Source organism: Wolbachia endosymbiont (group A) of Apotomis capreana (assembly GCF_964027025.1).
In the GTDB taxonomy this organism is placed as follows: Bacteria; Pseudomonadota; Alphaproteobacteria; order Rickettsiales; family Anaplasmataceae; genus Wolbachia; species Wolbachia pipientis.
Map to the genome: position 1 here is coordinate 927,453 of NZ_OZ034721.1, position 22,381 is coordinate 949,833.

Consider the following 22,381-nt stretch of genomic DNA (forward strand, 5'->3'; position numbering starts at 1 on the left):
TTAGCTCGCAAATACATTTTTGCTAATACTCATTACATGAAAACCACACGATGCCAAGTCACCGGTTCTTGTTATGCCAATATCATTAACAAATACGCTGTTTGATCCCTGAGTTAGTTTCTCCCCTAGAGTTAAGATATCTCCTTTTCGACACACAGATCTACCGTTTACAAAAACGTCGTTACTACCACTCATACAAACATGTGCCGGTATTCCACTACAATAATCCCCTATACAAACCACAGCTTTAGCCATACTTAATTAAGGTCGATTCTCTTTGCTTTGAGTTTTATGCCTCTCTTGGTAATCTTCACACTTGATTCTCCAACCCTAAAAGTAATCTTATCAACTACAGATACTTCCAAATGATGGTTTTTCTTGTCATATGATATTTTTGTTCCGTCTTCAAATAAAAAACAATCTACCTCTTTTTTGCTTTCCGGAGCAGGGTATTTTTGTTGCCATATTCCAGCCAAAATAACTCCTAACGATAGTTCACCTAATGGCGAAAATATTACTACTTGCTCATCAATATTCGGCGCAAACCAACTTCTATCTTCTCCTGCTCTTGCCGTTATCCACGGAAGCCAATCCGTTAAAAATTCCCCTACCTTTACCCTTACTCTTGCCTTTTCATAATCTACTTCTTTAATAAGCCCAATACGGATAATATTCGCTAACTTCCTATTTAGCTCTGCAATCGCAAAATTATGGTCTAACATGTGCTTTACCTATTTCGATAACATGTGGCGTAACTCCGCCTGAAAATATTGACTTGCCTACATGGATTTCATGCACCCATTCAACCATCCACACTAGATATGCATCTAATTCTGGCCTAAAATCATCCCCTCCTGCTGATATAAATTCACCTGCTGAAACATTTTCCACGTCCCAAGTATTCTTATTCACTACCCTTGTAATTTCCGCTGCCAGTGACCTTACAACCACCGAGGAATCCTCGACTGTTCCATCAACTATCACTCTTGCCTCAAATCTTGCTCTTAGTGCTAATTCCTCTGTTCCCGGATCTTTCCCTGGTTCTAAACTTGCAAGCTCTACAAACACTGCTGGCGCTATTATTTCCCGACGTACCGTTCTATACACTTCACATGTCTGTATTGCTGGTATCTCTTCCCTGAGCTTATTACAGATTGCCTGATGTAAATTTCCCCAGAACATTATTTCATATAACTCATTTGCTGATCAAAATACTTCTCAAATACTCTTTCTACTTCATTATCAACTAACTCTTTCATTGTTTCCCGAGCATGAGTGTTTATTTTAATTTCATCTATTGGCAAAGACGTGGTATACCTTCTTTTGAATATTCCTATATGACCATTTTTCATTGTTGCTATAAATGCTCCTTCATACGTACGGCTTCCTACTTTTGCTCCTATCTTTGTCTGTTTTATACTCCCAAGTTTTACTACTCCTATCCACTGCGAACTAAGCTTTATTATAGACCACAAACGCTTTCTATTTGCTTTATCCACACTTAACTTTTTTCTCATTGCTTTTTTTGGTATTTGTTTTTCTTCGCTAACTTGTTTGACAGTTTGCGATCTTACCCATAGTGCTGTTTTGTTTAATGCCCTCACCGTCGCTTTTTCCACTTTTTTCCTTTCAGCATCTATACTTTGTATTACCTTTTCAATACTACCGGTGACTTCGATGTTAATACGCATCTACACCCCTGATGCTTGAATTTTCCACAATATTCCTGAATTATCCCTAAGTGGTGGTGAATATACTTTGTACTTACGCTTACCAATAATAAAGATATCTCCTACTACTGGCTGCAATACATCGAATATACTCACCTCGAGAAAAACCATCTCCCCTACAAATTGTCCTTCACCGATACCATAGAGTTTGTCTGGTTGCTGTTTTAATATCTGCACCATGTACGACTTATCCTTTGACTCATACAAAGCTTGCTGCCCTAAATGTGTAAAACAATCTTTCAATAATCTCTTAATATTTCCTTGCATGTCTTCTTTTTATGTATTAACTTTTACTTCGAGCAGAGCAGCTTTTTCATACCTCTTTTCTTGTAGTTGCTCTGCCCACAAAAACCATTTTACCTCTTTATGCAATAAACTTGAAAGGCACACAAAGTGGCTATATTGGTAGGAGGAAAGTCATTCTTTCCTTTTTGGCTCCTCTATGCTGCAACGATTTTTGTTAATATCCTCGGACGGTGGCACATCGGTAAAGGGTTTGATTGGGTATGAAGGTCAGTCCCTCTATCAAATCTTCTTGGCTCTTGTTTTGCATACAATGGCTGACCAAGGGTATTCACCGTCTCATTAAAGTCCGCTGGCGCAAAGTAAGTAGTAAATGTGCTTGCTGTACCAAGTGGAAAACAGTGTCCTGTGTCTTTTTCTATAAACCTTCTCACATTTCCTTCAGGGTCGGTTGCTTGCCCTCTGTACTCCTCAAATGTTATTCCACAGAACGTAAATCCTGACCTCATGTCGTTCCGGAGTGCTTCTCCTTCTTGCCATCTCTCATATGCCTCTTTTACTTTGGCATGCGAAGTTAGTGCATCAAAAAACTCTGGACTTACCAGCGCATGAATCCCGGTCATGTATTCACCACTTAAGTTGTCCTCAACATGCCTCAATACTTCCAGACACTTACGCTTGACATCGGTGGTTGCTGTTCCCAGCGCAAAATTTACTACTTTTGGCGTAATTTCAAATTCGTTGTAGAGGTTTAATAACTCTGACCCATCTGCGTCTAAAATTATTCCTTTGAGCGCCCCCATTCGCAAATGTTCTAACGTTATCGCGTGCTTGTTTCTCATCAATTCCAGATGATCTGTTACCACGTTAGCCAATGCTTTCAGTTCATTCTCTGACCCAAATGCCCTTATTCCTTGCACTTCCTCAGGTAACACTACGTCATCATGGGGAATATGTGGTATCGTAAATGTTCTTATTTTTCGTTTTCCGCGTTTTCCCACTGTTGCTGGTGCTCCGGGAACTTGCGTTGGTAATAAACTCAATACTCCGTTTTGCTCTTCTATCGTAATATGTCGAAATCTTACCGATCTACTTGGAAATAAATTTAAGCTTTCTGTTCGACCATAATTTATCGGCAATATGTTTATTGCTTTAGTTAATTCCGTCATACTAAATGCTGGATTTGTAAATGGATTTTGCATGTTTTTCCCCTTTAGTGTTTTAAGTTGGTTTTGCTCTTCAGTTGAGCAGTTTTAAACTTCCTTACGAATGATGATGCCCCGTGCTTCAAGTTGCTTGATTGCTGCAGCTTTTTGCTCTTCAGTGATATTTGTTGGCCACACAACCGCATGATCAGCTAGCATTGCTATACGAGTAATGATTACTGCTTTGGTGGTTTCCGTTGCGTTTACATCGCTTGTTATCACACCTATTGCTGTTTGCGTGCCATCTGTAGCCGCTAAGTTTATAATTTTAATTAGATCATCTTTATCACGACCAACAACCGCACCAAGTTTAAGGTTTTGCCCCTTTGCTACTGTTATTTGGTCTCTTGAATATAGGTTTGATGCCTCATACTTTAATAGGTCACCAAGGTTATTTTGTTCAGTTATACAACTCATAAATGTTTCTCCTTAATTGTTTTACCGCCGCTTTTGTTAGTGTTATATACGGCGGTTATAAGATTTGTTTACCGCGGTGTTTAAAGTTGCTATACGTCGCGGTAAAAACTTTATAATTGGCTATTCTGGCGGACCGCGGCATTTGTAATTGCTGGTACCTAAATTTCTCAAATGCCAGATTGCGCTCGAGTTCTTGCTACCTGCATCATTAAATCTTCTGATGAACTTTGTGGTATTGTGCTCAGTATCTCTGTCTTCTTCGTTCTCTCCGCCAGTATCGACATTAATATCTCTTGGGCTTGTTTTGCGTTTACATCCTGCTCAATAAATTCTCCTATCTTCTCTGGCATCTTTGACAAATTACACAATCTTATTACCTCTAATACTTCCTTGCGGCACCTCTCATAACCTATTCGTTTTGATTCTTCCATTAACTCATCAGCATCGATGGTGTGGCCCTTATAGTTAAATTCAGCTTTACTCATATTGTTTCTCCTATCTATAAATTCAGAATATGTTATCACTTCATCAGCAAGTCCAATCTCTATTGCTTTCTCACCAAAATATAGCCCTGCTTCCGTTGATTTGATTTTTTCCGTGGAAAGATTCCTATTTCTTGCTACAAGCTCGACAAACATCTCATATAGGCGGTCTACTTCATCTTGTAAGCTTTCCACACTTTCTGATGTTATCGGCTCATGCGGATTTAAATCGTTCTTTCGACTTCCAGCAAAAACAGTTGTATATTTTATCCCTTGCTTTTCATCAAATCCACTTTGATCAATGTGACTTGCTATTACTCCTATGCTTCCAACTCCCGATGTTCTGCTTACATACACCTTTTCAGCGCTAGAAGCTATAGCGTACGCAGCAGAGTAAGCATCATCATTTGCTATCGCCACAATCCTCTTTTTTGTCCTTGCTTCGTAAATAAAGTCCGAAAGGTCGAATAAACCGTTTACTTCTCCTCCGGGGCTGTCTATGTCCAAAATTATTGTTTCTACTTCTTCATCTATTAAAGCTTTTTCTATCTCTTCACGTATCTTCTCATACGATGTCATCCCCAAAATATCGTCAAAAGCCTCTGAATTCTTCGTCAAGATTCCATGTACTTTTATTCCCCTTTCATTATTTCTTACTGCATGTTTTATGTTTTTAAAAATCGGCTGCTTTCCTGCTTGTAATGACAATAGATCAAAACTTCTTTGCTCCATCATTACCGGTCTGTTCAGCCACATTGCTTGTTGTTTCATGTCATTTCCGCAAAACTACTGTTATCTAAGTGAGGAAAGTCGCCTCTCCCCACTCGACTTCAGAACCGGACTTGATAGTTTGCCCATCATCCGGCTCCTCTGTAATTTGGTGCTTGTCACGCATACTTTTATGTAATTGATCATGACAATGCCCGTGCAACAATGACAAGTTTTTTATCATATTGTTTCTTTTATTCCGGTCTTTATGATGAACTTCTAAAATATCATCATTCTTAAACCAGAGTTGACAATGATTGCACTGACCATGTTGCAGCTTCAATAAATTTATTACTCTTGTTGATTTGTCTGGTACTTTCTTTAGACGATTTCCCCAATATACCCAATCACCATCGTATGGGGATTTGGTTCCAACTACTTTGATATGCCGTTTTATAGCATGACCTCTGTGTTTGATAAGATTCATTTTATTTGTCATAAACACCCAATTGTCATTGATGTACCTTCCAAAGTATTTCTTCTTTATCCAGCATCTTCCTTTGTTTGAATGTCTACGAGCTGCCCAGTTCCAAATCTTTCTGAACATGATACTATCCAGTAATTCAAAGATCTTGCTCGAAACTACAGAAGTATAATATTGACACCATCCTCTAATAATTAGATTGAGATCCCTTATTATAGCTTCTTGTGGTGCTCCTCGCATTTCTCTGAGTTTCTTTTTGATAGTCCATGCATGTCGTTTTATAGAATCGCGACTTGGTTTGATAATTGGTTTGAATGACATCTTATTTTGTTTTGTCGGGTACTGTCGTATAGTAAAGCCTAGAAAATCAAAACCTGGTCTCTGTCCATTTATTGATCTGAGCGTGTGGGAGATTTTTGTCTTTGAAGGTTTCAGTTCTAATCCAACAGTTTTTAACCACTTTTCGATTAAATCCTTTGCCTTGAGTATTATCTCTTCACTCTCGTGTAAAACAATAAAGTCATCAGCGTAAAAAATTACACTTAGAGATTGCCTTGTCCACTGTTGCGACACTGTGCTATACTTTCTCTTTCTGTACTGAAAGAGTTCATCGCTCAGTTCTGCCTTAATATATTGTTCCAAACCATTTAGTGCTATACATGCCAGTAATGGAGAAATTGTTCCACCTTGAATTGTACCGCACCTAGTTGGGTAAAATATTCTATTTTCCATCACCCCTGCTCTCAACCATCCTTTTATAATTCTTTTCAAAGTTGGTGTGGTATTAAGTTTTTCCAGCAATGCGTGATGGTTTATATTATCAAAGCACCCAGAAATGTCAGCATCCAACACAAATGCCGTTTTCTTAATAAGTGTTTGAAATATAGCTTCAATGGCATCATGACATGATCTACCAGGTCTAAAGCCGTAAACGTTTGGCTCAAACTTTGCCTCCCATTCCGGTTCTAGTGTCATTTTAACAAGTGTTTGTTTTGCTCGACACGATATAGTGGGAATACCGAGCGGGCGATACTCCGACGGTCTACCAGGTTTTGGAATCCAGACCCGTCTTGATGGTTTTGCTTTTTTTCTTATATCTAAAGAATATGCTACTTGTAACCTTTCTTTCTGATTAAGATTCGCTTTTCCATCAATACCTGCAGTCTTTTTCCCTCTGTTATCCTGAGTCACTCTCCTAACAGCTAGCATTCTTGCACTTGTTGATTTTAGTAATAATCTCTGAAGATTATGCATCTTTTTGATATCCTTACATTTAGAAGCTCGATAAATTCGTTTTTGTAGCTTAAATGAAGATTTCTCTAGCTTGCGCCAAGGAATTTCATTCCATTCATACCTGACTTTTTGTCGGTTCATAACATATTCACTACTACTCATAACTTTACCTTCCAAACTACAGTGTCCACGTCTGCATATCCTAGACATTACTCTAGGCATTAGCTTCTTGGACAATCCTTCCACAATGAAAGCTTGCGGTTGGCTACCTTCTTAGTTACTCCTTAAAATAAGGGACAATAAGAGCTTTCATGTAGTTACTCCGTTTCATGATTACCGTTTCTCGTTGTACTTAGGTTCCTACTATCTGCCGGAAGTTTAAGAACATCTAAATCAGGCGTACACCACCCTAATTCCTCATTCACTTCTCACCTTTTGGTCTATGCGTATCAACCCCTTTTCGCATATTCTCTGTAACGACAGTTCTATCATAGGTTTCTTTCGTAACCATATACAACCTGTTCAGGGGGATTTGTTATAAGGTTTAACATTACCCCTTTTTGTTTCATGCTTGCACTATCAAAAGTTGCCACCTCTTGAAGTGTGAAACATACTTTTACCCCGATGTCTGGGGAGAAGGAATTTAACCTTCCCAGTAATCACGACTTTCGGATCGCACTTGTACATCAGAATCAAAACTTAATCCCAATTCACTCGCACGTCTTTGATCTTCGGCAATTTCTTGGTCTATTTCTTCTACATCATAACCCAGCTCTGAAACCACCTCTGACCTACTTTTAAACCCATTTCTTACCGCCATTTGCTGTGCTTGCTGGTCTTTCAGTGGATCTACCCAATCAAACCCTTGCGCTATCCATTTTACCTTTTTTGCCCCTTTTTCACTTATGTCTAATTCTCCAGATAGTATTGCTAATTCTAACCATCTACACCATACTGGCCGGCAAAACTGAAATACTACCACGTTATGCTGTAACATTCCACACCTCCGGCGAAACTCTATTAACCCTGCTCGTATCGATGAATAATTGACACCACTTAGATCTCCTGTTAGCTGCTCGTAAGTTATTCCCATGCCTACTGCTATTGCTCTGAGCTGCTGTTTCATGAATGCTTCATAACTTCCCCCAACGTCTGATGGTTCCGAGAACTTAATATCTTCTCCGGGATCAAGTAATTGCATAGTTCCAGGTTCTAAACCAGATAATGCTACCCCTTGCTCATTGCTTTCCCCTTCTCCCATGATGTTTGCCTCAGGATCAAGTCTCGTAATAAACCCAGCAAACATCGCTGCAGTCTTTTTTCTGACTAATTCCGCATCATCATATTGATCTAGTTCATAGAGCTTTAACAGTACACTGGACAACCACGGTACTCCTCGAATCTGCCCGTGCCTCTGTAGTCTATAGATATGTAAAACATCATTTGCTGGTACTCTAACTGACTCTCCAAATGATCCTTCACCCGGATGTTCTCGAAATAGGTAATACGCTTCTCTTTGCCCAAGTCGGTTAAATTCAATCCCGTTTCTTATTACATTACCATTTGCTAAAGTTTGATTGCTCTTATTGTCTAAATGCTCTGATTCAAGTACTTGCAGTTGCAACGGCACACAAAGACCATCTTCTCGTTTTCTTGTTCGAAGTCTTACAAAACATTCTCCTCCTTCTATCATGCTCCTACAAACCAAAGCTTGTAATCCATAAAAATCACTTACTCCGCTACTGTCTGCTTCATCTGTCCATCTCAGCCATAATTCTTGCACTTTTTTCCGAAATTCTGCATCTTTCGCCTTTGACTGCGGTTTTATTCCTGTCCCAACGCAATTACTCACTATCGTATCGATGATGTTTGCTGCATAGGAGTTCTTTCTCACCATATCTCGAGATCGACTACGCAAAGTTTCAAGACTGTGAGAGAGTAAGCTATTTATACTTCCTGACTCTGGTTGAAAGTGCAATAATCTTCTTCCTGAGCCTGACGCATCCCATGCTGAACCTTTAGGCTTTGGTGGTTTGCGGAATAATTGTTTGAATGATTTTAGTAGCATTACTTTTCCTTGTCTGAAACTTTTGATAATTCAGCTTCCAACTCTTCTATTGTTGGCAGAGCTGTTTTTACCTCTTCTGGTAGATTTTCAGTGATTTGATACTCTGCTAACCCTATTGGCTTGTTCATGTCACGTAATGCATACTCGGCTACAACTCCAACTTTAGAGCGATAGAGGATAAGACCAATAGATTGATTATCACCTGGCTGTCTTAATAAATCATCAACTGCTGAAAGGTAAAAATTCATCTTTCCAGTGTATTCTGGCTTGAATTTCCCTGCTTTTAGTTCAATTACAATATAGCAACGAAGCTTAACGTGGTAAAAGAGCAAATCCAAATAGAAATCTCTATCTTCAACCTGTAAATGGTACTGCCTTCCTAAAAATGCAAACCCTTCACCAAGTTCTAAAAGGAAACGTTCTATGTGAGCTACAAGAGCTTTTTCTACTTCCCTTTCATGCGCTTTTTTACCAAGACTCAAAAAATCAAATACGTAAGGATTTTTAAGCGTTTGCTGTGCTAAATCTGATTGAGGCGATGTAAGCTTATTCCTAAAGTTTGTTATTGCTTTACCTTCACGTTTATACAAATTTGTTTCAATTTGCATCGACAAGATATTACGAGACCAGCCGTGTTCACGCGACTTTTTAGCATACCAAAATCTTTCTTCTTTGTTTTTAATTTCGTACATTATTACGATATTGTGACCCCAAGGTAATTGGTCAACAGCTTGTTGACGAATTTCGTTTTCGCTATATTCTTCCGCAAACCTTCTCATATACTTTAGATTTTGAATGCTAAACCCCTTCATATCAGGAAAAGCATCTCGCAAATCTTTACTTAGTTGTTCAATAACTTTCGCTCCCCAGCCATATTCTTTTTGCCGTTTTAAGATTTCTGTACCAGTATAATGATAAAGCAAAATAAGCTTACTATTAACCGCAAGTGCTGCTTTGTAACGATTAGTAGCAATATAACCTTTCAACTGCTCTAAAAATTCTGTATATTCTTTTCCTATAATTTTTGTCATAGCGTTCCTTTCAACGATTTTTATCATTATATGATCCCTTTATTCGTTGAAATAACAATCTTTCTCTTCACACCTGCAACTTTCAGCTCAGCTTTAATGCGTTGTCTTAAGCTCAAGAGGTCATTTATCTGCACTTCTCCGTACCTAACCACGTGATCGCCATATGCAATCGATACTACCCGTTTCCCGCTCTGTAGCTTCTTTATCGCTTCTTCTACTTGATCTAAATATTCTTGGCTATACATCAACTTTTCTTATTCAACCATTGACTTCTTCTCACTCTTTTTGACTTTTTAGTTTTTTCACCTACTAAACTTTCCCACTTACTCTCTGGCCATCTATCTATTCCCAGTGCTATCGATGCTGCTCTTGCATAAACTCTGCAATCTAGTACTTCATTTCGATCCCTTATCTTTTGCCACTCTTGTTTGGTATACCCTTTTACTACCTTGGTAATTAGTTGTTCTGCAGTAAGTTGCTTAAAATATTCAGGTGGATATTCGGGAAAATGACAATACCCCGGCGCCCCTTCTGTTAAAACATTAAGTAATTGGAAAAGCTCGGACTTTAATATCGATACCCCAACTGGCCACAGCTTCATTCCTCTCTTTAGCTTTTGTCCGCTAACTGTTACATCTACTCTACTTGGGCTGCTAAGTGGCACTAGCGCTTTGTTTGCCCCTTTTACTGCCATTACTCTCCCTGACCCTTGGTGACCTCTTACCCAGTTGTATACCTCTTGTGTTGCATACCCAGCATCTACCGCCATCATGCTTATCATGTATTCAAGACCATTTTCACCGATAAAATGATGATTCAAAAGCTCTGAAAGTTTTTCCCATACTTCTCCACTTCCAGTATCACCTTCTAATACCTGATAGTCTATTGACCAACTCTCACGACCCATACCCCATGCTACTACTTCTGCTTCTAAGCGGTCTTTTTGTACATCAACCCCTGCCGTTAACACTATTTTTCCACCTTTTGGCACCATGCCTATCGGAAAATTTTCTCGACGCTCAAATAGTTGCTTCCAGTCTGGTACTTCTCCCTTATCTACCCAGGTTTCTCCGAGTGTTGTATTTATCCAAACTTTTAGTAATTGTTCATTTTCCTTTGCATGCAGATAATCTTCCACTGCTTGTTTCCAACTATACCAACCAACTGGGCTATACAAGCTTGAAAGGTGGAATCCTTTTTTTTCACCTTTTATTGGATTAGTAGGCCTCCATTCACCTCTAGCTAACATCTCTGTTTTCTGATGATTTTTTATTTCTCCCCTACACTCTATGCAAACGTAGTGGGCTGTTGAGGGATCTTTATCTTTCCACTTTATCTGTGGCCATTTCAGCACCTGATAGTGATCACAATGTGGACAAGGTACAAAAAAGTATCGTTTGTCTGAATTCTCAAATTCCTTCTCTATTCTGCTTATTCCGTGAACCGTTGGTGTTGAAACTAAGAATATTTTTCGCCGCGTAAATGTATTAGTTCGGGCAATGCTGAGTAAAACTGGATCTCCTTCTCCTCCTGAATCTCCTGGATATGCATCTACTTCATCTAAAAAAAGATATCTTACCGGCATTGAACGTAAACCCACTGGACTGTTGGCACCTGTTACTACTACCGTTCCTCCCGGAAATTCCTTACTTTGTACAGTGTTGCCTGAATCTCTCGACCTTGGGTCTTTTATTTTACTCCTTAAACATGGCGTATCTTCAATTAATGGTGCAAATCTTCCCTTTGACCAACGTTTTCCCATCTCTACAGTTGGCTGCACTACCAACATTGGACCTGGTGTTTGGTCGATAATGTAGCCGATCCAGTTGTTTCCTGCTTCTGTTCCTCCTATCTGCGCTCCTTTCATGAATACCACTTTTTCAGCCGGTGAAGATGAAGATAGTGAATCCATGATTTCTTTAAGATATGGGGTTCTCTCTGTTCTCCATTTTCCTGGCTCTGATGATGCTATCGTCGAAAGCTGACGGTTCTTATCTGCCCACTCTGATACTTTTAGTGGTGGATCTGGCCTTAGCCCTGCATAAAAACTACTGCTGTATATCATAATGCTGCAATTGTTGCACTTTTAAGGAGAAAAAGAGGTATTTTTTGTCTGCAATAAGTATCTGCTGATGCCTTACTTAAAATCAGTATTGCAACTAATATGTTTATTAAACCTATCAAGTGCTTCCTTAGTATCATTGAAATGTATTTTCCACTAACTCTTCCAACGCAGTTCTGATTTCCTCAGTTAACGTTTCATGGATCTTCTCTGTGTCATTTATCGATGCTAGTAACGCTGAAACCCTATCTGGAATGTTAAGCAAATTATTACGGACAACTCTTGCAACATTAAATGCTTCAGTCTTTACTTCTTCTACTGAGATAAGTTCACCAATTTCAGCTTTTGCTTTTGCCTCGAGCAGTTTTCCCCGCTCCATCTCGTTTTTAATTCGGGTTTTAAGCAACATCGTTGAAAGATCATTATTTCCTCTTTTTTCCCCTTCTTCTCCACCTTTTCTCCTCAGTGGTTGACTTGGATCTCTAATTGCTTCTATTGCTCTATTTGCTTGTTCTCGGTCAATCAAACTATCCTCCAGCTCAACTATTCCTTTCTTTACTAAGTAACAGACGTATTGCTTTGAAACTCCTAGTTCTCTTGCCCATTCTGTCTGCGTGATTTTCCCCTCTTTCACCCCTTTTTTACCGTTTTTCTTCTTGAATTTGTGCAAAAGTCTTTCCAGTATCCGAAAGTATCGCTTCTCTTCCCGTATACACCCGCCAACGCTTTATCGTTACATCGACGAAGGCGGAATCAAGTTCTATAGTTCTGCATATTCTTCCTGTCCTCTCACATGCAATTAATGTACTTCCAGAACCACTAAATGGATCAAGAACTATGTCCCCTGGTCTACTGCTGTTTACTATCGCTCTCTCCATTAACTCCACTGGTTTCATCGTTGGGTGCAGTGAGTTGTACGTTGGCTTATCGTAAAACCAGAGATCACTCTGATTGCGTCCCCCATGCCACTCACGTTTATTGCCGTTTTTCCACCCGTAGAGTATTGTTTCGTATTGTCTTTGATAATCAGATCTTCCTAGCGTAAAATGATTCTTTGCCCAAATGATGAATGTCGACCATCTTCCCCCTGCTTCTTCAAATACTTTTTGCAAGGTCGAAAGCTCTGATGATGATGCACAGATGTAAATTGCCCCTTTGGTGTATGCTAAAACATGAGTACAAATGTCATAAAGGAACAATTCGTAATTTTCACCTTGATCATCGTTTAGTATTTTTTTGTCTTCTCTTTCCTGACTGTCACCATATGCTACGTTATACGGAGGGTCACACACGGTAATATCTGCCATTTTATCGTCCAGTACCGCTTTAAATGATTCAACCAGACAACTATCACCACAGTAGATTCGATGACCACCTAAAATCCACAGATCCCCTGGTTTTGTTATTTCCACTTTTTTGTCATCACCAGCTAAATCAGAAAATTTTTCTCCCTTTTCCCCTTGTTCTTCCCTTCCATCAAGATTATCAAGAAAGCGTTGGACTTTTTCTAGCTCAAATCCGGTCATTTTAAGGTCAAACTGCAAATCTTCTAACTCTTGAATTTCCACTTTTAAAAGATCATCGTCCCACTTTGCCCAGTTAGCTGATTGATTGGCAAGTAACCGAAAAGCTTTGGTTTGGGCTTCACTTAAGTTATCACTGAGCACTACGGGAATACTCTCCATACCCAGTTTTCTTGCTGCTTTGAGGCGTAAATGACCATCAACCACAGTGCCATCGCTTTTTGCAACTATTGGGATACGAAAACCAAATTCCCGAATAGAGGCACACATTCTGTTTACTACATCGTCATTCTTGCGAGGGTTACGATCGTATTCGACAAGATTTTCAATAGGATAGTAGTGGATTGCTAAGTTCATATTCCTAATAGTTGTTATGTTTAAATTCTTAATAACTTGTTAAAAAGTTAATAATCAAAATACGTCTGACGCTAGAGAGGACCCGGGGTTTCGCTCCTAAGTCCGCCAGTCTGGCCGAAAGGACCCACTTCCTATGTGTTATCTAGCATATTAAAATCTTTACTAAAATTATTAACATAGAACATCAACGCCAAAGCATCCCCCTCATTGTCATCTTGAGGAATAAACCCTTTTCCCTTCACAGCTTCAATAACTTCACTTTTACTTGCATTACCCTTACCGGTGATAAAGCGTTTTATGGTCTTGACAGGTACACCTTGATAAGGTATATTGTTTTCCTCGCACCAAGCTGTTAAATGAGCTAGAAAGCCTCCGTAGCAATGTGCAGCGTCAGTACCTAAATGTCTTCTTACTTCTTCAAAATACACTGCTTCAATATCTGAAAATCTTTCCCTCATCTCATTGAGCCACCTACGAAAATTTAAGAAGTGCATGCCACCTCCGCTGAAACGGCTACCATGAAAGTTTTCACTACCACTTTGAATTACTCCATCTGTAAGCATTGCCCAGCCTGTTTGTTTGCCGAGGTCTAGTGTTAGGATTGACATATTTTATTTTTTATATACTTATAGACCTTTAGTTTTTCTACTTATAAGGAGATTTCTTAATTAGAGTTTTCTTTCTATTTTCTTCTACCAATTTATCAAAGTCTGACTTGTATGATTTATCTTGTGTTTTTCTGAATTCTTTATATTCTTCTGCAGCTAAGGCAATTGCTATCTCATGAGAAACTTTACCGCAGTTCTTTAATATCTCTTGCTCATTAAATCTTAAAAATGCATCAAGCTTTTCCTTCCAATCTTTCATATACATTACCTTACCTCGAGCAGCTTGAAACTCTGCGTGGTCTATATACATATTCACTATCTTATTCAGTTGAGCAATTTCATTTCTATCTAAGTAGTTTCTTGCTATATGTGTATCAGAAAGAAATATTTTCCCTTTAGGTGCTTTTCGCCAATTTGTTAGGCCCATATTTGGTTTATTTCTATTTGCTCTATTTGTTATAATTTCCGCTGCTGTATTCCCGGTAATGGCAAAATGCAATTTGTTCTGTACTACAGCAAAGAAATTTTTCGTTTCAATTGCGCAATTTGAATAATCTACTGAAGTTGCATAAATATCTGTAATTTTCTGGTAAGCCATACGATCACTAGCTCGAATTTCTCTTATTTCTTCAACTAGCTCGTCAAAAAACCTGGCATCAAATTTTGTACCATTTTTAAACCTGTTACTATCTATTGCAAAGCCTTTAAAAATGTACTTCTTTAGTTTATCGGTTGCCCATGTACGAAAAGCTATGCCACTAACACGATAGCCTACTGATATAACAGCTTCTAAATTGTAGAACACTACATTACGTTTTACCTCTCTTTCTCCCTCTTTTTGAATTATCGAAAATTCTTCGGTAGTTGAACTTTTATCTAACTCTTTACTTAGATAAATATTCTTTAGGTGCAATGAAATATTATCACTTGAACAACCAAATAGCTCAGCTATATGTTTTTGTGTAAGCCACAGATTGTCATTTTCAAACCTGACCTCTATATGTACCTTTCCATCTTCTGTCTCATAAAATAAGATTTCATTGTTATCTGGTTTCATACATCTTTTCAAATTGTTATCTGCTTTAAGTAGCAATTTTATTTGAAAGAGATTTCCATACTCTGTTCTTGGATTGCTTTTATCATAAAGTTTTAAGCTTATATAATATATATTCAGGATTTGGAAAATTTTTGTCCAAAAAATCTTCTTCTTAAATAAACTTTTTAGAAAAAAACTTGGTTAAAAATCAGTAAACAAGCATTGTATAATTATTGGTCAAGACTTTCAGATTTCTATCTTAACAATGTAATTAATCTATTATGCTAACGTAGCTTAGCTAATTTCTTATGAACGTTTACCCAAACCGTAAATTCTGGGAAGATGATTTAGAAGTACCAGTTAACTACTTACTTGAGCGTTTTCACAATACAGAAGTCCGTCATTCCTGGATGAATTCACTTTCTGGTAGGCAGTTAAGTGTTATCTTTCAACACTGCTTTAAAGACAAGCTAAATGGTCAACTCTTTGATGATCAAGACTACGATAACACATCCATACAATATAAACGTAAAGTGATTGCTAAACATTTAGACTCTCTAGTTATTTATTATCTGATTAGCTGTTTTGAACGTGCAAAGCTTGAAGCTACTGTCAGTGAAATTGCAAGATCTGCATTGACTGACGAACTCATGAAATCCTACCTTCTAAAAGGTAACAATAAATACGACAAGAAGTCTTTGTTATTTCTATTGTTTCATGTAGATCACAACCTTTTAAAGTCTGTCTATCACTTTGAAAAAATACAAAGAAAAGGTTCTGTATCATTTGCTCTTCAAAAGACACCACGACAGCCAAATGTTCCATTTAAAGACTTCATCTCTCAGGAAACCATAGTGCAGATACTGAAAGAAGACGACATTAAACGCAATGACGGTTTTGAAAATCAATTACAAGGTTTCTTCTACCATCAAAATCGTTTATATGTATTAGTTCGTAGAGCTAGTGGTATAGATTTACTACTAAACTCAAATAAGGTTATTCATGGTCATAAGCCAGATTGGATGATTTTGGATTTTCTAGTTAATGGTACTCAGGTAGATCTTACTGCCAAAAATATTGATCAAGCTACAGAGATAGCAAATAGCATTGCAAGTCGTTATTTTAGCTCTGAATGTGTTTTTGTAAACGCGCAGGATAAAAACTTTGCAGAGCAAGTATATAAATTCATTAAAGTTTGTGTTGATGGCTCTGATTCAAATATATTCACTTTTGAGTTAAAATTTCAGTCAAATCGTTTTAAATATAGCAACACTTGCATTACTTTAACCGTTATACCACATGATCCTATTGCATCTGAGCTCTATATTTTACACCCTTCTATTGGTGATATACTAAAATCTATTGAATTGATGAAGATAATATTTCAAGACAAAAAGATAGGATTATTTTTTAAGCGAAGTGATGAGTACATAGCAATTTATTATTCCGAACATCCATTGAATAAAAAGGAAAGAGAAGATTTTAAAGCATATATGAAACAGTCTTATGGTCTTACAATCTTGCCAAGAGCAAATCTCTGACCTTTTTAATTCTGGTAGCTCTTGGGTTAATCCAAATCAAAACTACATTAAAGCAGCAAAGTATTTGTCAGATCTTGAATTAATTAAGATGCAAGAGAGGGCCTATATTATCTGCTCTCATAGACAAGATAAATTAGATTGGCCAAATATAGTTGATCCATACTGTAACAATGAGATTTTCATTGATGAGGATTTTGATGAAGTATGCGATAATATAATTTGTGAAAATTGCAACCGTGATATTTTGCCTAACACCTACAAGAAGCAAAGATTTCATCGCTTATCTGTATATTTAAACCCAGAGAAAATCATGCATTGGTTTGAAGGTCAGCTAAGTAATACGCATTTCATGTGGCAAAAGGTGGAAAGAGGAGTTTATCATGTTGGTGGCCAAGGTAAATTTGTAAATCTCATTGTTCTTGATTTTTGCACCAATCCAACATTCTTAACCATAGATAGGCTAAGAGTCAATCCAACCGTATTAGTAATACTGAGAAAAAACATACCAGACATACCTCTTGATTTGCCTATAGTAGAAATGGTTGACCTTTTCTGTCAGCGTAGGACTTTAATTGAAATATTTCAAGAAGCAGTACAAAGAGGAGTACCAGAGTTAATACCAAATACTTCAATGCAAATTTTACATACTTCACTTGAGCAAATTGAACCTGCTAGAGAGAAAGAATTACTAGAGTTACAATTGGTAGAAGGCTCACTTTACGTAAACAATATAGAGATTCTGAATAAGAAAGCTGTAGCATGTATGAAAGTTTTTCGCATATTATTTGAACAATTTTTGAATGACTGTAAAAAAGAATTGCCTCCTGAAAAACACACGTTGCTTAGCATAGCTCAAATAGAAAAACATCTAAATCTTGATCAAGAAGCAGATCCAGAACATCACATCAGAAAACCACTAAACACAATCCAAAGGACAATAAAAACCACCTTAGCTAAAAAGTTAGGACTAAACATCGAACGTAATGATGTGATTCAAACAGTTGGTTGGCCTGGATCATCGCGTAGAGATTATGGTTACCGTATTAACCCTTTTACTGTGGTAGTTCGTTAACTGTGTTGACGAGAAGTAAAAGATGTTATAATGGAAAAAGTAAAATTCATGTAATTGAGTTTTAAGCTTTGGTTGACTCTAAAGTCGCATCTAGCTTTAAAACACAGTTTTTGCCTTATCTAAAAAAATACAAATTCTCAATTACGTAAAAGCCTAAATTTCTTTTGCTTTCTTCAATCTTTTTGTTTGCCGACTTTTGTGTTTGAAGCACATCTACACTCAATGTCTCTATACTAATATATACCGGATTTCTTACTACTTTTTCCGGGATTTTCTGAAAAAAAGTTAAAATAATTTTAAGACAGCTAAGAAATTAAAAAGAGCATTATGTCTTTTACAACAGAAATCTTCACTATTTGAGTTCTTTCCATTTTGGAAACAACTTTTTACTTGATCTGAGAAGAGATTACATGAGTTTTTGGTAAAAACATACAAAACCTATCTAAATCATCAATAACGCTATAATAGCCTTCTAAAACGTTTTAAACCATAAAATTCAGAGGTTTCTCATAGTGAGAACTTTAATCTTTAATCCTCTTTAAAAAGTTATCTGAAGAAACGACTTTCACACCTCTCGCTTTTTCAAATGCCTCTCTTGCTGTGCCTGCGTTCTTGCCTCCTTCCTTTGCCGCTTCTAAATTTTTATTATAGCCCTGTGCATCTTTATCTTTTATTTCATCAATGGTAGCCTGTTCTCCTAGCATGTTAAAAATTAATTCAATTGGTGTCATATGGTCTCTTAGTGGTTGTTTCCTCAAGCCTTTTATTTCCTTATGATGCTTTGTTTTTACTCCAAACGTTCCCTCAGAAATTACGTCTGTCAATATTGCGTATTCCCTACCTTCAATATACTTATTATTGTGGTCAGATATATTTCTGTTACCCCATTCTTTTGTTAGTTGATTTCTGACAGCTATCGATTCTATTCTCTTTTGTATCCATTCCTGAGGGTACCCTTTTGCAGCATAATCGGCATAGATTCGTTTGAGTGCAAGCTCAGGGTTTTCATATTCTTGTAGCCTTTCATACCCGACTTTTGCAAGCCAACGTTTAAATTGTTCAACTCTTTTGGAAGGAATAGACTGCAAAATACGAAACAACCCCTCAACATTTGTACAATTAACATTCTGTTTACCACCTTTTGTTTTAATTTCAAGGGGGGTGACAAATTGTCCCCATCCTTCAGAAAGCCCTATATCTCTGCTTTTTATCTTTTTTAGATAGTCAGATGGGTTCTTACTACCTGTCAGAAAAGCTATTACTTCTGTTATTACGTACCACCATTCTCCATCGTGTAATACTCTAGTAAAATTGCTATTATCAAAAGCAGTAGTTTCAATATCTCCTTCTTTTAAAGTTAAAGTGTCAATCATATTGAAAATAAGTTTATTCTAAAAACCAAATATAAACTAAGTTGCTTTTTATTACTAATAAATAGTGGAAGTTTTATCTCCATTATACGTGATAAAATTAGAGACGTAAATAAATTTCGATCTTTGTCTCCATTTTGAACTATTAAGCGGGTTAAGAGTTCTGTAGCTTCTGTTTCTTCTTCTATGGCAGTAACTTTTTTCCTTGAGCTTCATCTACAATTTGCTGATTTCATTACTGAGAATTTTGCAATCAATTGCTCAGAGGTTTGCAATAAAAGTTGTTGTATTTTCATAAAGTCTCCATTAACCCATTCACAAGTCGTTCAATCTTTTTTGAAGAATTTTCTTTGCAAAGTGTAAAAAATGTGTTAAACTTACTGGTAAGTTTACTTTGCAATAGTTGGGTTACTAAAGATGCCTTTTATTCGAGTTTTTAGGGAGGCTACACGCGTTAATTTAAAAAAGACGAACTTTTATATCTAAATTACAAATAGTGTTGTAAGGACCTCCTAAAGCGTTTTAAAGGGTAGGAGTATTTTGTTACCCTCTCTATGATAGAAGTGACATAAGTTGGCTGTTGCAAAAATAACGTTTCAAAAAGTCTACTAACCATTTGTTCTTTAGGTTTGAAAAATTTTCTTTGCAACCAACAAAAAAACATGATAGACTGGTTTTAGGCTTTCTTGTAGTAAATAAAAGTTTGGGGTAAAAAATAGTTTAGAAATGCCTCGTAATCGAGTTTTAAGCTACCCTACATGAGTAATTTAGGTCTTGGTGGTATAATTGTACCCTGAAGTCACAGGATCGTCTTAAAACGCAATTATGAGCCATTTGTTCTTTCTTATTCAATTTAAATATCCTAATAAGTTTTGTAGTGGTCTTTTTGCTCTTCTTTCTTTTTGATAAGTTTTATTTATTTGTAGTTTATATATTTATTAATTTATATTTATTACTATTGTTATTATATATATATAATATATAAGGGTTTTAGGAATAGCAAAATCAGCCATATTGGCTAACTTTAGGTGCGTAGTTGCTAGGAATACTTTTAGGAATGTAGGTCAAAAAGCCTAGGTTTTATGCAGAGTCTAGCTTCCTTGATTTCTAACTATTTAGCTGATAACCTAGGAATTAGGAATATAATGCTACCTATAATAGATATCAATTTTTAAGAGATTAATGTCTGTTTGTAAAAATATTCTTGCATAGCTGTTGAAAAACCAATAGCCCATCTGGTATGGTTTTAGCTATTTCTGGTTGTTTCTCCATTCTACTATATATCTATCTATTGTAGCATTCAACGTAAACTAGCAACTGAATATTGTATATATCCATATATAGAAAAGTATGGTTAGGAGCAATGCAACAAAGCCTACAGAACAAGTATTTGAATAAGAGATCTATTAAAAATAGCTGTAAAGAATTTACCTACAGAAGTTTTATTTGCAGTTAAGATCTTCAGCTCCAGGGGTGAATTTTCCTATACCACAAGCAAAGGGTCCTGTTGTAACGTCAAGCCACTTATCCTCTCTTGAACCTTTAGACATTCCTTTTACTAACTGTTTTACCTGTAAAAGTTCCTGTATCATACGTTCTAATTTATCTCTTCCCATATTGTGAAAAATTTCAGGCAGTCTATGCCGTTGTTTATATACTCCTGCACTTCCTGTATGAGTAAATGGATGCCCTGCAATAGCAGATCGTTTAATTGCATCGATAAGATATATCTTAAGACTTTTATCGCTAATGTTTTTAACTTTCAATTGTGCTGTTATATCTTCTAGTAGCCCTGTTTCTTGATTTCTTAGGTAAGTACGTACAGTGCGATCAGCTAACCCATTTGCCTTAACAACCGCCCCATAAAATAAAGCATTTTGTCTTGGAATCTCCCCCATTGACCTAAAGATCTCTGGCTTAGCTGTATCTTCCACTGTCCAAAAAGCATAGGAACATCTAACACCATTAACAAGAGCAGAGGTACCTCTAATTGCATCGCGTGCTTGTTCAGCAGTTAATATTGGTTTTTCTCCTTTTGGCTTTCTCATGTGATGAGCAGTAATTATCGAAGCTCCAGTACTACATGCTAAATCAGATAATAAGCACATTAGATAATCCCCTACAGCAGGATCAGCATTTATATCTGCATGGATAAATGAAGCAAGTGGATCAAATACTATCAATTTCAGATCTTTAATTTCCTCGAGCTGTTTCATTATGGATTCGAATTCAGGAGAAACTTCGACGATTTTACCACGAACATTTCTGAGTATTGTAAGTGATCCTCTAACGTTTGGCAGTGGTACAATAAATAATTTATCTTTATGTTTCAACCTTTCACACTTAGGGTCAAGTCGTTTCAAGCGGCGGTGTATCTCACCTGCATCATCCTCTGCTGAAAAAATTACTACTGTTCCGTGTTCAGTAACAAGTGAACCAAAGCCACACATCTGATCCTTATCACTTGCAACCTTAAGCGCTAGGTCAAGAAGAAGCATACCTTTGCCTGTATCTCCCATTGCTGCTATTATTGAAGTAACACCTAAAGGAAATAGACCTTCAACAAGAAACTTTTGCTCTGGTACCGGACCTACAAAGCGCTCTGCACTCCAATCTAAAATGTTAAGTGGCTGTTTTGTAGATCTTTCTAAACTTTTCATATTTGAAGTATCAGTAGCTGGAGTATCAATAGTAAGTAACGGAGTTGAAGCTAAAAACTCTTTGACATCTATACCTTCCTCTACACAATCAGCAGCATCCCATTTCTCAGGTTTACCTTGCGGAATCTCAAGCACAGCAAGTGATGCAACTCCAACATCCAAAAGCTTTTTTGTAGCATTTTCAGCATACTTCTTACCTGATTCATCATTATCTGGCCAAATAATAATATGTTTACCTTTTAGTTGTGACCAATCAGTCTTTTTGACATCTGCGTTTGCTCCAGACATTGTTGTTGTGGCTGCAATCCCTTGTTCTATCAGCGCTTCTGCACATTTTTCTCCTTCAACCAGAACAACTTTATCAGACTTTAAAATTCCTGGAATGTTGTAGAGTGGCCTTATTTCTGGTGCAGCATAATTCAATGTTTTAACATCAAATGGGCGATATTCTTTTCCTTCAGGTGGATCATAACGATAAACCTTAACAATAATCTGATTGTCTTCATCGTAGTAATTCCAACTGCAAGTCAAAAATTGTTCTAGGCAGTGTC

At 37.1% G+C, this 22,381-nt stretch carries 22 protein-coding genes; 2 read left to right on the plus strand and 20 right to left on the minus strand.

Going from position 1 to position 22,381, the window contains the following annotated elements; all coding sequences use genetic code 11:
- The 18 genes from AAGD50_RS04580 to AAGD50_RS04665 all read right to left on the minus strand — a co-directional run bounded on the left by AAGD50_RS04580 (position 1) and on the right by AAGD50_RS04665 (position 15,208).
- Positions 1-255 carry a PAAR domain-containing protein gene (locus AAGD50_RS04580; protein ID WP_174515618.1) on the minus strand — a complete coding sequence of 85 codons (255 nt, stop codon included), beginning with the start codon at positions 253-255 and terminating at the stop codon, positions 1-3.
- 2 nt (positions 256-257) lie between these two features.
- Positions 258-722, minus strand: coding sequence for a phage baseplate assembly protein V (locus AAGD50_RS04585; RefSeq protein ID WP_174515619.1), 465 nt, complete (start codon positions 720-722; stop codon positions 258-260).
- On the minus strand, positions 709-1,182 hold the full coding sequence (locus AAGD50_RS04590) for a hypothetical protein (RefSeq protein ID WP_174515620.1): 474 nt from the start codon (positions 1,180-1,182) through the stop codon (positions 709-711). The genes AAGD50_RS04585 and AAGD50_RS04590 overlap by 14 nt, the downstream gene beginning before the upstream one ends.
- Entirely contained in the window at positions 1,182-1,691 is a 510-nt protein-coding gene (locus AAGD50_RS04595; RefSeq protein WP_265041215.1) for a phage tail protein, read from the minus strand. Before AAGD50_RS04595 ends, AAGD50_RS04590 begins: the two co-directional genes overlap by 1 nt.
- Complete coding sequence (locus AAGD50_RS04600; RefSeq protein WP_264724213.1) at positions 1,692-1,997, minus strand: hypothetical protein; 306 nt, start codon at positions 1,995-1,997, stop codon at positions 1,692-1,694.
- 173 nt (positions 1,998-2,170) lie between these two features.
- A complete protein-coding gene (locus tag AAGD50_RS04605; protein ID WP_264724214.1) occupies positions 2,171-3,175 on the minus strand; it encodes a major capsid protein in 1,005 nt (334 codons plus the stop codon).
- Positions 3,176-3,226: 51 nt separating this feature from the next.
- Positions 3,227-3,595 carry a head decoration protein gene (locus tag AAGD50_RS04610; RefSeq protein ID WP_264724215.1) on the minus strand — a complete coding sequence of 123 codons (369 nt, stop codon included), beginning with the start codon at positions 3,593-3,595 and terminating at the stop codon, positions 3,227-3,229.
- Positions 3,596-3,762: 167 nt separating this feature from the next.
- Positions 3,763-4,848 (minus strand): S49 family peptidase, encoded by a 1,086-nt coding sequence (locus tag AAGD50_RS04615; RefSeq protein WP_264724216.1) that lies wholly within the window; start codon positions 4,846-4,848, stop codon positions 3,763-3,765.
- Between the two features lie 25 nt (positions 4,849-4,873).
- Positions 4,874-6,664, minus strand: a complete 1,791-nt coding sequence (gene ltrA, locus AAGD50_RS04620) for a group II intron reverse transcriptase/maturase (RefSeq protein WP_264724217.1) — start codon at positions 6,662-6,664, stop codon at positions 4,874-4,876.
- A 481-nt stretch (positions 6,665-7,145) separates the two neighbouring features.
- Complete coding sequence (locus AAGD50_RS04625; protein WP_341810015.1) at positions 7,146-8,570, minus strand: phage portal protein; 1,425 nt, start codon at positions 8,568-8,570, stop codon at positions 7,146-7,148.
- Complete coding sequence (locus tag AAGD50_RS04630; RefSeq protein WP_264374238.1) at positions 8,570-9,601, minus strand: YhcG family protein; 1,032 nt, start codon at positions 9,599-9,601, stop codon at positions 8,570-8,572. The genes AAGD50_RS04625 and AAGD50_RS04630 overlap by 1 nt, the downstream gene beginning before the upstream one ends.
- Before the next feature lie 26 nt (positions 9,602-9,627).
- The gene (locus AAGD50_RS04635) at positions 9,628-9,846 is read right to left on the minus strand and encodes a gpW family protein (RefSeq protein ID WP_264374239.1); all 219 of its coding nucleotides are present in this window, start codon (positions 9,844-9,846) and stop codon (positions 9,628-9,630) included.
- Positions 9,846-11,666 (minus strand): phage terminase large subunit family protein, encoded by a 1,821-nt coding sequence (locus tag AAGD50_RS04640; RefSeq protein ID WP_264724219.1) that lies wholly within the window; start codon positions 11,664-11,666, stop codon positions 9,846-9,848. Before AAGD50_RS04640 ends, AAGD50_RS04635 begins: the two co-directional genes overlap by 1 nt.
- Positions 11,663-11,785, minus strand: a complete 123-nt coding sequence (locus tag AAGD50_RS04645) for a hypothetical protein (protein ID WP_264719160.1) — start codon at positions 11,783-11,785, stop codon at positions 11,663-11,665. The genes AAGD50_RS04640 and AAGD50_RS04645 overlap by 4 nt, the downstream gene beginning before the upstream one ends.
- Positions 11,786-11,799: 14 nt before the next feature.
- On the minus strand, positions 11,800-12,297 hold the full coding sequence (locus AAGD50_RS04650; RefSeq protein ID WP_264724252.1) for a MarR family transcriptional regulator: 498 nt from the start codon (positions 12,295-12,297) through the stop codon (positions 11,800-11,802).
- A 7-nt stretch (positions 12,298-12,304) separates the two neighbouring features.
- A complete protein-coding gene (locus AAGD50_RS04655; RefSeq protein WP_264724220.1) occupies positions 12,305-13,543 on the minus strand; it encodes a DNA modification methylase in 1,239 nt (412 codons plus the stop codon).
- 131 nt (positions 13,544-13,674) lie between these two features.
- Positions 13,675-14,151: a crossover junction endodeoxyribonuclease RuvC gene (locus AAGD50_RS04660; protein WP_264724221.1), complete on the minus strand. Its 477-nt coding sequence runs from the start codon at positions 14,149-14,151 to the stop codon at positions 13,675-13,677.
- 37 nt (positions 14,152-14,188) lie between these two features.
- Positions 14,189-15,208: a virulence RhuM family protein gene (locus AAGD50_RS04665; protein ID WP_265024618.1), complete on the minus strand. Its 1,020-nt coding sequence runs from the start codon at positions 15,206-15,208 to the stop codon at positions 14,189-14,191.
- 287 nt (positions 15,209-15,495) lie between these two features.
- On the opposite strand from AAGD50_RS04665, the gene AAGD50_RS04670 reads away from it, so the two are divergent.
- Both AAGD50_RS04670 and AAGD50_RS04675 read left to right on the plus strand, forming a co-directional pair.
- Positions 15,496-16,728, plus strand: coding sequence for a hypothetical protein (locus AAGD50_RS04670; RefSeq protein ID WP_264724223.1), 1,233 nt, complete (start codon positions 15,496-15,498; stop codon positions 16,726-16,728).
- Positions 16,694-17,800 (plus strand): hypothetical protein, encoded by a 1,107-nt coding sequence (locus tag AAGD50_RS04675; RefSeq protein ID WP_264724224.1) that lies wholly within the window; start codon positions 16,694-16,696, stop codon positions 17,798-17,800. The genes AAGD50_RS04670 and AAGD50_RS04675 overlap by 35 nt, the downstream gene beginning before the upstream one ends.
- Before the next feature lie 521 nt (positions 17,801-18,321).
- Here the strand turns inward: AAGD50_RS04675 and AAGD50_RS04680 are convergent.
- Complete coding sequence (locus AAGD50_RS04680; RefSeq protein WP_213862822.1) at positions 18,322-19,173, minus strand: Bro-N domain-containing protein; 852 nt, start codon at positions 19,171-19,173, stop codon at positions 18,322-18,324.
- A gap of 1,439 nt (positions 19,174-20,612) precedes the next feature.
- Positions 20,613-22,361, minus strand: coding sequence for an AAA family ATPase (locus tag AAGD50_RS04685; protein WP_265024617.1), 1,749 nt, complete (start codon positions 22,359-22,361; stop codon positions 20,613-20,615).
- Positions 22,362-22,381: the final 20 nt, after the last annotated feature.